The organism is Pantoea agglomerans NBRC 102470 (genome assembly GCF_001598475.1).
GTDB lineage: Bacteria > Pseudomonadota > Gammaproteobacteria > Enterobacterales > Enterobacteriaceae > Pantoea > Pantoea agglomerans.
In genome coordinates, this window is sequence record NZ_BCZA01000001.1 from 662,180 (window position 1) to 674,075 (window position 11,896).

At 56.9% G+C, this 11,896-nt stretch carries 10 protein-coding genes; 4 read left to right on the forward strand and 6 right to left on the reverse strand.

Going from position 1 to position 11,896, the window contains the following annotated elements; translation table 11 throughout:
- Positions 1-172 precede the first annotated feature (172 nt).
- From PAG01S_RS03155 to PAG01S_RS03165, 3 genes are all read left to right on the forward strand, one after another.
- Positions 173-1,207, forward strand: a complete 1,035-nt coding sequence (locus PAG01S_RS03155; protein WP_062757664.1) for a LacI family DNA-binding transcriptional regulator — start codon at positions 173-175, stop codon at positions 1,205-1,207.
- 264 nt (positions 1,208-1,471) lie between these two features.
- The gene (locus PAG01S_RS03160; RefSeq protein ID WP_010244858.1) at positions 1,472-2,365 is read left to right on the forward strand and encodes an SDR family oxidoreductase; all 894 of its coding nucleotides are present in this window, start codon (positions 1,472-1,474) and stop codon (positions 2,363-2,365) included.
- Between the two features lie 93 nt (positions 2,366-2,458).
- Entirely contained in the window at positions 2,459-4,282 is a 1,824-nt protein-coding gene (locus PAG01S_RS03165) for a glycoside hydrolase family 15 protein (RefSeq protein WP_033767271.1), read from the forward strand.
- A 40-nt stretch (positions 4,283-4,322) separates the two neighbouring features.
- Here PAG01S_RS03165 and PAG01S_RS03170 read toward each other — a convergent pair whose 3' ends face one another.
- The 5 genes from PAG01S_RS03170 to PAG01S_RS03190 all read right to left on the reverse strand — a co-directional run bounded on the left by PAG01S_RS03170 (position 4,323) and on the right by PAG01S_RS03190 (position 8,015).
- Positions 4,323-4,793 carry an RES family NAD+ phosphorylase gene (locus PAG01S_RS03170; protein ID WP_033757682.1) on the reverse strand — a complete coding sequence of 157 codons (471 nt, stop codon included), beginning with the start codon at positions 4,791-4,793 and terminating at the stop codon, positions 4,323-4,325.
- The gene (locus PAG01S_RS03175; RefSeq protein ID WP_010244850.1) at positions 4,793-5,245 is read right to left on the reverse strand and encodes an Xre family toxin-antitoxin system antitoxin; all 453 of its coding nucleotides are present in this window, start codon (positions 5,243-5,245) and stop codon (positions 4,793-4,795) included. The genes PAG01S_RS03170 and PAG01S_RS03175 overlap by 1 nt, the downstream gene beginning before the upstream one ends.
- Positions 5,246-5,334: 89 nt before the next feature.
- A complete protein-coding gene (gene ampC, locus PAG01S_RS03180) occupies positions 5,335-6,489 on the reverse strand; it encodes a class C beta-lactamase (RefSeq protein WP_052271938.1) in 1,155 nt (384 codons plus the stop codon).
- Positions 6,490-6,520: 31 nt separating this feature from the next.
- On the reverse strand, positions 6,521-6,766 hold the full coding sequence (locus tag PAG01S_RS03185; protein WP_022625634.1) for a hypothetical protein: 246 nt from the start codon (positions 6,764-6,766) through the stop codon (positions 6,521-6,523).
- Positions 6,767-6,833: 67 nt separating this feature from the next.
- On the reverse strand, positions 6,834-8,015 hold the full coding sequence (locus PAG01S_RS03190; RefSeq protein ID WP_062757665.1) for a glycosyltransferase family 4 protein: 1,182 nt from the start codon (positions 8,013-8,015) through the stop codon (positions 6,834-6,836).
- A 619-nt stretch (positions 8,016-8,634) separates the two neighbouring features.
- On the opposite strand from PAG01S_RS03190, the gene hpxO reads away from it, so the two are divergent.
- Positions 8,635-9,792: an FAD-dependent urate hydroxylase HpxO gene (gene hpxO, locus PAG01S_RS03195; protein WP_061901435.1), complete on the forward strand. Its 1,158-nt coding sequence runs from the start codon at positions 8,635-8,637 to the stop codon at positions 9,790-9,792.
- 51 nt (positions 9,793-9,843) lie between these two features.
- Here hpxO and dcp read toward each other — a convergent pair whose 3' ends face one another.
- Positions 9,844-11,889 (reverse strand): peptidyl-dipeptidase Dcp, encoded by a 2,046-nt coding sequence (dcp, locus tag PAG01S_RS03200; protein WP_062757667.1) that lies wholly within the window; start codon positions 11,887-11,889, stop codon positions 9,844-9,846.
- Positions 11,890-11,896: the final 7 nt, after the last annotated feature.

Consider the following 11,896-nt stretch of genomic DNA (forward strand, 5'->3'; position numbering starts at 1 on the left):
GTGCAAACGTGTGTGCAGATTAGTACGGCGGGCCTGAGGTAGTGTCAATTCAGTTGTTAAGCAATTGTCAGTCGCTGTCACAAATTTGAAACCTTTCGCCCGTCTGTATTTTTTGCACAGGCTTGCAACTTCAGGCAAACTCAGTGCAGACAATGTCAGGCGAGGAGAGAACATGCAGCAGCTAAAGGCGGTGGTGAGTGCGCAGGATGTGGCTGACCGGGCGGGCGTCTCCCGCTCAGCGGTCTCCCGCACTTTTACACCGGGAGCCAGCGTGTCAGATGCTACCCGTCAGCGGGTGATGAGAGCGGCGGAGGAACTGGGCTATCACGTCAATCATCTGGCGCGCGGCCTGGTGCGCAACCGCAGCGGCATCGTCTGCTTAATTGCCTCCGAGGTGGACACGCCCTACCGTGCCAGCCTGGTGCGCTGGATGACCCAGTATCTGCAGGAAGCGGGAAAAGTGGCGATGCTGATTAACACTGACCGATCCGATGCGCGCGTTTCCGCCGCGCTGCAGCAGGCGATTAATTTTCGCGCCGACGCTTCGATTATTCTCTCTGGCATGCCGGACAGCGGCATCACCCGGCTCTGCTACAAACATGGTCAGCATCTGGTGCTGATTAACCGCGACGAATCCCTGCCCGGCACGCTCAGTATCAACCTCGACTCCCGCCCCGCCGCAGAAATGGCGGTTAACGCGTTTGTGCGGGCGGGATGCAGCCGCATCGCCTTTGTCAATTCGCTGGCGGGAACGCCGAGTCTGCTGAAGCGCGAAGCGGATTTTCTGGCCGCCGCGCAGAAAGTGGGCGTCACGGTCCAGGTGGAGCGGTTCGGCACCACCTCTTACGAAAGCGGCCAGATTCTGGCCCAGCGTCTGCTGACGCGTAAAGTTCGCCCTGATGCGGTGTACTGTGCCACCGACCTGCTCGCCTGCGGCTTTATGGATGAGGCGCGTCACCGCTTTGCGCTGCGTATTCCGGACGATCTCTGCATCATCGGACACGATAATATCGCGCAGTCGGGCTGGGCCTCTTACAACCTCACGACCTTTGCACAGCCGGTGGAGCAGTTCGCCCGCGATGCCATTGCCTGGCTGGTGGAAACGGAAGCGCAACCGGAGACGCTGATGCCAAAAAATGAACAGCAGCAGGAGCGGAGAATATATCCGGTAGATGTGGTCTGGCGCGGTTCGGTACGCGGCGGTTAACCGCCCTTTTTTATTTTCTTCCGCTATGTAATTACGCCCTGAAATAATCCACAACCGATCTTACGCTTCGCTTTAAATATCCCGCCCCTGCACTGAAAAATAATCGGACGCTACTGCACAGTGTTCCGATTTTCTGTCTACGCTTTATCTGCATTATTAAGTTCTTCTGGTTTTAACTGCTCAATGAATCAGCAGTCAGATGTGACAAATATCACATTTGTGCCAGGCTTAATGTCTCAGATAACTCTGTTCAAGGAGCATACAATGGCTACACCAACTAACAAGACGCTCGATCTGGATCAATTTCCTAAACCTCCTTTTGAGGATCAGCCACAACAGGCGCCAGGCCTGGCCAGCAAAATGATCCCGGTTCCCGACCACGGTGAAACCAGCTATCGCGGCACGGGCCGACTGACCGGCCGCAAGGCGCTGATCACCGGCGGTGACTCCGGTATTGGCCGCGCGGTGGCTATCGCTTATGCCCGTGAAGGCGCAGATGTGGTGATTAACTACCTGCCGGAAGAACAGCCCGACGCCGATGAAGTGATTAAATTAATCGAAGCGGAAGGCCGTAAAGTTTTTGCTATTCCGGGCGACATTCGTTCTGAAGAATTCTGTCAACAGCTGGTCAAAGAGGCAGCCGATAAATTAGGTGGCCTGGATATTCTGGTTAATAACGCCGGTCGTCAGCAATTTAATGAGTCCATCCGGACCCTGAGTACGGAAGATTTTGACGCGACGTTTAAAACCAACGTTTATGCGATGTTCTGGATCACCAAAGCGGCGCTGGAATATCTGCCACGCGGTGCGTCCATTATTAATACTTCGTCCGTACAGGCGTTTAAACCCAGCGATATTCTGCTCGACTATGCGCAGACCAAAGCGGCCATCGTCGCCTTTACCAAATCCCTGGCGAAGCAGCTGGGTGGCGACGGCATCCGGGTTAACGCCGTCGCGCCAGGGCCATACTGGACCGTGCTGCAGTCCAGCGGCGGACAGCCGATGGAGAAAGTGAAGCAGTTTGGTGCCGATACACCGATGGGCCGTCCGGGCCAGCCGGTTGAGATCGCCCCACTCTACGTTACCCTGGCCTCAACCGAGAGCAGTTACTCCTCCGGGCAGGTCTGGTGTTCTGATGGCGGCACCGGTACGCTGTAATCTCACTCAGGTGGCCGCATAACGCGGCCATTTTTTTGTCCCGCTTTTGCCCCGCTTAAGAACCCTCGCCACCGTGATATAAGGAAGCAGATTATGGAAAACCCGATCTTTCATTCGCCGGTCAGAAAAGAGGGCTTTGCGGGCCTGGGTGACTATGCCGCCATTGGTGAAGGCCGTTCAGTCGCGCTGATTGCGCCGGACGGTTCCATTGACTGGTGGTGCGCGCCCAATCTCGACGCAAAGCCCCTGTTTGATCGCCTGCTTGATGCCGGACTCGGTGGCTACTTCCAGATTGTCCCGCGTGCGCCTTATCAGGTCTCACGCCGCTACCGCGATAACAGCAATGTGCTGGAGACCCGCTTCGAAACCCGTGACGGCACCGTGCTGCTGACCGAATCGATTAACAGCACGCTGGCGGGCCGTCTGCCCTGGTGCGAACTGGCTCGCCGCATAGAGGGTGTCAGCGGTGAAGTGGAATTAGCGATCACCCTGCGCTTCGGCACCGCCGCTGAAACCCGTTCACCGTGGGTGGCCGATAATGAGAAAGGCAAGGTGTTTCACATCGCGGAGATCATGGCGATGTTGCGCACCAGCGAAGATATTCAGATCACAGAGCTGGATGACGAGCAGGTCTGCGCTACGCTGCGTACCTATGCCGGTTCCCGCTCGCTCTGCGCGCTGCTGGTTACCGAGAAAGAGCCGCTGGCGGTGCCGCCGCTGGAGGCTATCGATCAGCGGATTGAAACCAGCCACACCGGCTGGACCAGCTGGGTGGAGAGCCTGAGTTATGAGGGCCGCTACCCGACGCTGGTGAAGCGCTCAGCCCTGTCGCTGAAGTTTCTCTGGTACTCCCCGACCGGCGCACTGGCTGCTGCTGCCACCACCTCCCTGCCGGAGGGGATCGGCGGCGAGAAAAATTATGATTACCGCTACGCCTGGGTGCGCGACGCCTGCCTGATTATTAAAGCCTTCGTCTATCTCGGAGCGCTGGAAGATTGTAAGGCGGCCTTTTCCTGGCTGTCGCAGACCATCATGCGCCACGGCGTCAGGCTGCGCGCCTGCTATGCCCTGAATGGTGATGAGGTCCCCGCTGAGCGTTATCCGCCGCTGAGCGGCTATCAGAACTCTCAGCCCGTGCGGGTCGGCAATAATGCCCGTGACCAGCTGCAGCTCAGTATGTATGGCGACATGCTGGTGACAGCCCAGCATTTTATCGAGGCGGGACACGTGCTGGATATCACCACCTCGCGCATGCTGGGCGAGCTGGCGAACTGCTGCGCCGATCACTGGCGGCAGAAGGATTGCGGCATCTGGGAGCTGCCGGAGTTGCAACACTACACCCACTCCAAAATGGCCTGCTGGATGGCGCTGGATCGGGCGGTGGCGCTGGCAGAAAGCCAGCATATCGAACCGACCTGGCTGGGACGCTGGCAGCGGGAACGTGACCGTATCCGCGACTGGATTGAGTCGCACTGCTGGTCAGAGCAACAGCAGGCTTATCTCTTTTACGCCGGCAGTGACGATCGCCTCGACGCGTCGCTGGCGCTGGTTCACAGCTACGGCAACGCGGTCAATCCGCAGCGGATGCTCTCAACCTACCGGGCTATCCGGCAAAAACTGGGTGACGGCAGCGCCATGCTCTACCGCTACAGCGGGGTCAGAGAAGAAGAAAGTACCTTTCTCGCCTGCGCCTTCTGGCTGGTGGAAGCCTGGGCAGAGATGGGTGAGGCGGATGAGGCAGAACAGGCGATGCAGGAGATCCTGGCTACGCTGAACGGCCACGGTAATGTCGATATCTTCAATGAGATGTATGACGTCCGCAGCCAGAGCTGGCGCGGCAATATGCCACAGGGGCTGAGTCATCTGGCGCTGATCTGCGCGGCGCAGGCGCTATCGGAATCGCAGGCGCCTGCGTGATGTGAGATGTTGCGGTGAGAAAAGTGGCGAATCCGGCGCCCTATTGCAGCCTGAAACGCGGATCGAAGAAAAATGGCTCTACCACCACCTTACTGATGATGCCAGCCGCTGCCGGATGACGGGGATTGAACAGTGCATTCCACTCACCGGTCAGCGTGCTCGGCACCTTCAGCACCAGGCCGTTATCCGGGCTGGCAAGCCAGTCGTCACCAATTTGCCGCGTGGACGATGGCGCAGGATCGGCCTGCCAGTCATCGGGGAGTGCCGCCAGCGAGAGCTCGGTAATCAGCGATTCAGGGACGCTAATCGACAGCATTGAGTAGTCGTGTGACAGATCCTGAATGGTGAGATGAACCAGCGCCTCAAGTACACAGAGCGCCCGGCTTGATCCCATATAGACACAGACCGTTCCCACGGAATTCCAGCGCCCCCCGTAAGTGCGGGCACCAAAACCATCAAAGGCGGTTATCGCATACTCACTCTTCACCAGGCGAAAGAAACGTACTGCCATCAGGTAATCACGCCATGTTCAAGCTGGCCAATCAGGTTAATCACCGCTTCTGCACCCGCCACCGTGGTGGTCATCTCCGCCGGTTTCTTACCGCCCAGTGCTTTGGCGGGCGTTTCCAGCCACTGCACCAGACGCTGCCTGTCGTCGCGGAACAGTTTACTGGCGGCAGAGAGGACGCGGATCAGCATGTAGATCCGTCCGCTCTGATCGGGCGAAAAGGTCTGCTGCGGATCTTTGACTTTGCGGTTGTAGGTGGTGCGATCAATGCCCGCCAGACGGCACAGCCAGCCCTCGTCAAAGGTGGACAACGACGCCGTGCGTTTCAGCACGCCGCTGCTGAACCCTACCGCAATACGCTGGTGCGCATCAGGCAGTGTTTCCGGCAGATTCAGGGCATGCAGCAGCGAATTGTCGCGACGATGCTGAGCGGGTGTGTAGATGGCGATAGACATAGCAGCCTCCTGTTCATTTGATTTTTATTTTAGCGCAAATGAACAGGCGGTGCCAGCTTTACCCCGTCGCTGAGCAAGCGTGATGCCTGTTACTCAGGCTTCTCCTGCTGTAACGCCTGCAGAATCTGCCACGCCGCCTTTATACGCAGCGGATTAGGGTAATTCTTGTTGGCGAGTATCACGACGCCGCTGTTCCTCTCAGGAATAAAGGCGATATAGGCACCAAAACCATTGGTTGCACCGGTTTTATGCACCCAGCTGGCGCTCTGCGACGGCCCGACCGGATTGAGCAGTGTTGCCGGGCGGGGTTGCAGCGCAACTCCATTATCGCTGTCGCCCATCAGCGTATCGGCAGTCACCGGCCAGTCGTAGATCTCCCAGCCCAGTCCCTGAAACAGAGTGCCGACTTTGAAGTAGCGCGCCTGCGCGGTGCGAATGGCATTACGCAGCACGGCATTTCCTGAGGAGAGGCGGTTAGGATCCACATTCGCCTGCATAAAGGTGAGCATGTCACGCGCGGTGGATTTAACGCCGTAGGCTTCTGCATCCAGCATGCCAGGTGAGACCCGCACCGGCTGGCCATTTTTATAGCCCCAGGCGTAGTCCAGCATCATCGAGGGCGGCACGGTGATATAGGTGCGCGTCAGACGCAGTGGCTGAAACACATTTCGCGCCATCGCCTGCTCATAATCGCCCTTTACCATCAGCGAACCAAACAGACCGATGCTGGCATTAGAGTACTGCCGGAGCGTGCCGGGCGCTGCCTCTGGCTGCCATTCCTGATAGAAACGCAGCAGCGAAGCCTGATCGGTGACATCATCCGGCAACTGTAGAGGCAGGCCGCCCGCGGTATAAGTCGCCAGATGCAGCATCCGCACCGGACGCCACTGCTCACCGGTCAGCTGCGGCCAGTACTTCTGCACCGGATCGTTAAGGCGTATTTCGCCGTTGCGGATCATGACGCCGGCCAGGGTACCGGTAAAGGTTTTGCTCACGGAGCCCAGCTCAAACAGCGTGTTTTCCGTGACCCGGCGACGTGATTCGAGATCGGCCACGCCGAAGTTCACAAACTGCGCCCGGCCTTTGTAAAGCACCGCCACCGACATGCCGGGGATCTCCTGCTGCTCCATCAGCGGTTCGATCGCGGCTTTAACCAGAGAAGTAACCTGCTGTGAAGAGAGATCGGCGGCGACACAGCTGGCAGAAAGAGAGAATAATGCGAGATAAAACAAAGACTTTTTCATTGGCAACTAAGGGATTCTTCACTGAATTAAATTATTTACACTGGTCGGCACAGGCCTGCACGCACATCTGAGCCTGAGAACTGCAGCCACCGTTGTCCCGGGTGTTGCAGTGCGATTGTTCTGTGTAGCAGTTGGTCTGACAGGCGGAGACATCGCAGCGGGCAGCGACGGGCGTCAGCTGTGCCAGGGGCGCGCGGGCCGGAAAAAGCGGTGCGGGCTGAGCGAAGGCGCTGCTGCCCAGTAATCCGGACAGCAGCAGGCTGATGATCATTTTCATAAGAGTTCTCCAGAGGGACGCTGCACTAAGTATGGCCAGTCTGGCGCGCCCCGTCAGAGAAATCTAATCAAATTGAGACCACAGGGGGATGTTGAGTGACATTAATCACGCCACGGCTGTAGATATCGTTGAGCCGGGCAATGTAACGCTGGGTGTCATGCTGATCTTTGATGCGCAGAATCGCCGCCTCACCTTTCTCCTGCAGCATCTCAGGACGGTCGATAATAGCGAGCAGTATCGATTTCAGCCCCTCCACCAGCGACTGGCGTAGCTGCGTTTTCTGCTCTGGCGAGGTAATACTGTATTCACGGTCAGCGTTCAGCGGACTCGCAATCACCCAGCCTGCGCTGGCAGGATTAATCTCTGGCAATGCGCGCACGTTGCTGGTGATCACCGGGCAGCCATTAGCCTGCATCTCCAGTACCGAGAAACCGTACGTCTCCTGCCAGGTTGGTAGCAGTCCGGCATCGCTCTGGCGGAACAGCTGCATCAGGGCGCCGTTATCCATCTGTGAATGATGCGTGAAGCAGCGATAGCATTTGATGCGGTTCTCAATACCACTATAGAAGGTCTCATCATCCTGGAACTGGCGGTGCGCCACGTTACGACGCTTGGCGAGATCGCCAATCAGCTGCACATCCAGCTGCGACTCTTCCAGTTTGCGCTCTTCAATCAGCTCACTGATCGCCAGCACGACTTCAGCCCCGCCTTTGCGGTAGAACTCGTTACCGGCAAAGGTCAGTTTCAGAATACCGGGCTGACGCGGCGTTTTCTGCTGGATAAACAGCTTCTGCGGCGGATGCAGCACCAGGGTTTTACGGCGGATTTGCTGGGCAATATCCGGCCTGAACAGTTTCATCTGAATGTTCAGGGTGGCATCTGAGATGGCAATCAACCCCAGGCAGTTATCTTTTAACAGATAAGGAATGAGGCGTTTCAGCTCGGGGTTGTCCTGCTTGGCGACGCCCGCCACCGGCAGCACACGCGGCAGCTCCGTTTCAAACGACGCGACCCACTTCTGAGGGGTTATCGCTACTTCATTGAACAGATGCAGGATGTCAGCCCGCGATGCCCCTGAAAAAGGCACAGGCTGAAAGACAAAGGTTTTATTTTTTTTGAGCAATCGGGTTCGTAGCGGGTTAATAAAGTAGAACAGATTGCTCTTTTTCAGATTGATATATTCGTTATCCGGATTAACTAAGATATTACGCTGCTCCGGATACTGGTTATTCGTGATTCCAATTTTCATGTTCGCCTTCCAGAGTCCTTGTGTCCGGAGTGATCTATATCACGTGATCGTGACTGGCGGGTCTGAGCAATATCCTAAAAGCCGGTAATGACGCGGCCTGAACGCTTTTGCTAATGATTTCGCACGGTGCTAAAACAGACACAATTGTGTCTGGTTATGAATTTGCATTTTTTATTAACAGGTGTGTTTAACTGTGTCAGGCTAACCCCTTATTGAATATAACGATTATTTTCCGGGAAATATTCGCGCCAGTTGTTATGTAAATGTTTAATTAATTGTCAGGAATATTAGCGAAGCGGATGAGGATTTTAGTTAATAACTTTTAAAGTAATAAGAATGACCATGCTGAAAAGTGCCCGGCGCGTTCCACTGGCTGATGATTAACACAGACACAGACGGGCGATAATGAAACAAATGATGCAGTACGGTTATAGCCGCACCCTTTTTGCACGCCCGTTTGCCACAATTCAGTGCAACTGATTAAGAGGAAGGCGGGAGTCAGGTGCCCCCCATTATACATTAAGCCTATGATTTACATTGTTATTTATATAAAACTCTCTACCACCATCTCTCTGGTACAAAAGTTGCAGGAAGTGACGTATGCAGACAGGAGAGCATTATGAAAGCAATCGTGATTGGTGGAGGTATAGGCGGCATGAGTAGTGCCATTGCGCTGGAGAAATCCGGAATTGACGTTGAGGTCTTTGAAGCCATAAAGGAGATGAAGCCCGTCGGCGCGGCGATTTCCATCTGGCCAAACGGTGTTAAATGCCTGAATGCGCTGGGCATGAAAACCGCGCTGCGTGAGCTGGGCGGGAACATGGCCTATATGGCCTATCACGATGGCACCACCGGCGCGCCCCTGACCCGCTTCAGTATGGCGCCGCTGGTGCAGCAGGTTGGCGAATATCCCTGTCCGGTGGCGCGGGCAGAACTGCAGGCGATGCTGATTGATACCTTCGGGCGTGAACGGGTGCAGTTTGGTAAGCGGGTGATCCAGGTCGAGCAGACCGGCAGTGGCGTGATTGCCACCTTTTCCGACAACACTCAGGCCACCGGCGATTTCCTGATTGCCGCCGATGGCACCCATTCGGTGATCCGCGAGTATGTGCTGGAGCAGAAGCTTGAACGACGTTACGCCGGTTACGTTAACTGGAATGGCCTGGTCACTATAGATGAGAGGATTGCGCCCGCCGATCAGTGGACCACCTTTGTCGGTGACGGCAAGCGGGTGTCGCTGATGCCGGTCAGCGGCAATCGATTCTACTTCTTCTTTGATGTGCCGCTGCCGAAGGGACTGCCGCAGGATCGCAGTACGGTGAAAGCGGACTTAACCGGCTATTTTCAGGGCTGGGCGGAGCCGGTACAGCAGCTGATCGCGGCAATCAATCCTGACACCACCAATCGGGTTGAGATTCACGACATCGAACCTTTCAGCCGCTTTGTTAAAGGACGTGTGGCCCTGCTGGGCGATGCCGCCCACAGCACCACGCCCGATATCGGCCAGGGCGGCTGCGCGGCGATGGAAGATGCCGTGGTACTGGCCTCGACGCTGGCTTCTCATTCACTGGGTATTGAAGATGCACTGCTGCGCTATCAGGCGCGACGGGTTGAACGGGTAAAAGATCTGGTGCTGAAAGCGCGCAAACGCTGTGACGTCACCCATGCGCGCGATCCGGCGATCACGGCAGAATGGTATGACTCTCTGAAAAGCGAAACCGGTGAACGGGTGCTGGCCGGAATGTGCGAAACCATTGAAGGTGGCCCGCTGGGTTAACACGAATAAAACCGGGCTGTCAGCGCGACCAGCGCGTGACAGCCCGTTCTGTTATGACTCCGACAGACCGCGATTTTTCAGCATGGGCTCAAGCTGCGGAGGCCCGCCCCGCCAGCTTTCATACAGTGTTTTGAGATCGCTGCTGTTCCCCCGCGACAGAATTTTCTGTCGGAAGAGGTCGCCGTTCTCACGCGTCAGTCCGCCCTGTTCCGCAAACCACTGATAGCCATCGTCGGCGAGCATCTGCGTCCAGATATAGGCGTAATAACCTGCTGCATAGCCACCGCCCCAGATGTGCTGGAAATAGCTTGAGCGATAGCGCGGCGGCACCGCCGTCAGCGCCAGATTATCGCTCTGTAACGCCTGCTGCTCGAATCCCTCCACGCTTTGCGGCGCGGAATCACGGTTAAGGCTGTGCCAGTGCAGATCCAGCAGCGCGGCAGCCAGCAGCTCGCTCATCTCGTAGCCTTTGTTGAACGTGGCGGCCCGGACGATTTTTTCATGCAGCTCAGCGGGCATCAGCGCCTGAGTCTGATAGTGGCGAGCGTAGTTGCGGAACACCGCTGGCTCGCTGGCCCAGTGCTCGTTGATCTGCGAAGGAAACTCAACGAAATCGCGCGGGGTTTCCGTTCCCGACAGGCTCGGATAGCGCTGGCTGGCAAACAGACCGTGCAGCGTGTGACCGAACTCGTGAAACATCGTGATAACGTCGTCCCAGCTCAGCAGCGCCGGTTCACCGGCTGGCGGTTTGGTGTAGTTACAGACGTTGTAGATCACCGGTTTGCTGTCGAGCAGCGTAGACTGGTTGACGAAGTTGCTCATCCAGGCACCGCCGCCTTTGCTGTCGCGCTTAAAAAAGTCGGTGTAAAACAGCGCCAGCGGGGTCTCATCGGCGTCAAAAATCTCATAGACCTGGACGTCGGGATGATAAACCGGCAGATCCTGTCGCGGCGTGAAACGGATGCCATAGAGCTGCGTCGCCGCCCAGAACACGCCATTCTGCAGCACCGAATTCAGTTCGAAGTAGGGCTTAATCTGGCTCTCATCCAGATCGTAACGGGCACGCCGCACCTGTTCGGCATAAAAACGCCAGTCCCAGGCCTGCAGGGTAAAATCGCCCTGCTGCTGATCGATGGTCTGCTGGATAGCCGCCGCTTCACGCTCCGCACGACCGCGCGCGGCAGGCACGATGTTATGCATAAACGCCAGCGCCGCCTTAGGCGTTTTGGCCATCTGATCCTGTAACTTCCACTCGGCATAGCTGGCAAATCCCAGCAGCCGCGCCTGCTCGGCCCTGACCTGCGCCAGACGTAATACCAGCTCGCGGGTGTCGTTCTCATCGCCTTTTTCAGTGCGCGTCACGCCCGCCTCAAACAGCGCTTCACGGGTTGCGCGATCGGCCAGGCTCTGTAGTGCGGGTTGCTGGGTGGTGTTTTGCAGCACCAGCAGCCAGCGTTTTTCCAGTCCGCGTGCCTGCGCTTCCGCCTGCGCCACCGCCAGATCGGCCGGTGAGAGTCCCGCCAGCTTCTGCAGATCATCGACGACCAGCCCGCCCGCTTTAGTGGCGGCCAGCAATTTGTTGGTGAAGCGGGTACCGAGGCGGGCCGCTTCCTGATTCAGTGTCTTGAGCTGCTGTTTCTGCGCTTCCGGCAGATTAGCCCCCGCCAGTTGAAAGCGCTGCCAGATCACCTCGATCAGCCGTTTTGATTCGGCATCCAGTTTAGCGCGCTGCAGATAAACCGCATCGAGCCGCGAAAACAGCGGGCGATTAAGCATGATGTCATCGTTGAGCGCGGTGAGCTGAGGCGCAATCTCCTCATCCACCTGCTGCAGATACGGGCTGGTATGCGCCGAGGTCATGGCACTGAACACCAGATTCACCCGGTTGAGCAGTTGTCCGCTCCTCTCCAGCGCCTCATAAGTGTTGAAAAAGCTGGGCGCGTCGCTGTTCAGTGCGATCGCCTCGATCTCCTGACGCTTCTCCTCAATGCCCGCCTGCAGCGCGGGCAGAAAATCCTGCTCCTCAATCTGGTCAAAAGGAGGAGTCTGGTAAGGCAGTGTGCTGACGCTAAAGAAGGGATTCTGACGGGCGTTCATGGTTCGC

Coding starts and splice junctions, on each gene's coding strand:
- PAG01S_RS03155 (WP_062757664.1), top strand. CDS start 173: ATGCAGCAGCTAAAGGCGGTGGTGAGTGCGCAGGATGTGGCTGACCGG.
- PAG01S_RS03160 (WP_010244858.1), top strand. CDS start 1,472: ATGGCTACACCAACTAACAAGACGCTCGATCTGGATCAATTTCCTAAA.
- PAG01S_RS03165 (WP_033767271.1), top strand. CDS start 2,459: ATGGAAAACCCGATCTTTCATTCGCCGGTCAGAAAAGAGGGCTTTGCG.
- PAG01S_RS03170 (WP_033757682.1), bottom strand. CDS start 4,793: ATGGCAGTACGTTTCTTTCGCCTGGTGAAGAGTGAGTATGCGATAACC.
- PAG01S_RS03175 (WP_010244850.1), bottom strand. CDS start 5,245: ATGTCTATCGCCATCTACACACCCGCTCAGCATCGTCGCGACAATTCG.
- ampC (WP_052271938.1), bottom strand. CDS start 6,489: ATGAAAAAGTCTTTGTTTTATCTCGCATTATTCTCTCTTTCTGCCAGC.
- PAG01S_RS03185 (WP_022625634.1), bottom strand. CDS start 6,766: ATGAAAATGATCATCAGCCTGCTGCTGTCCGGATTACTGGGCAGCAGC.
- PAG01S_RS03190 (WP_062757665.1), bottom strand. CDS start 8,015: ATGAAAATTGGAATCACGAATAACCAGTATCCGGAGCAGCGTAATATC.
- hpxO (WP_061901435.1), top strand. CDS start 8,635: ATGAAAGCAATCGTGATTGGTGGAGGTATAGGCGGCATGAGTAGTGCC.
- dcp (WP_062757667.1), bottom strand. CDS start 11,889: ATGAACGCCCGTCAGAATCCCTTCTTTAGCGTCAGCACACTGCCTTAC.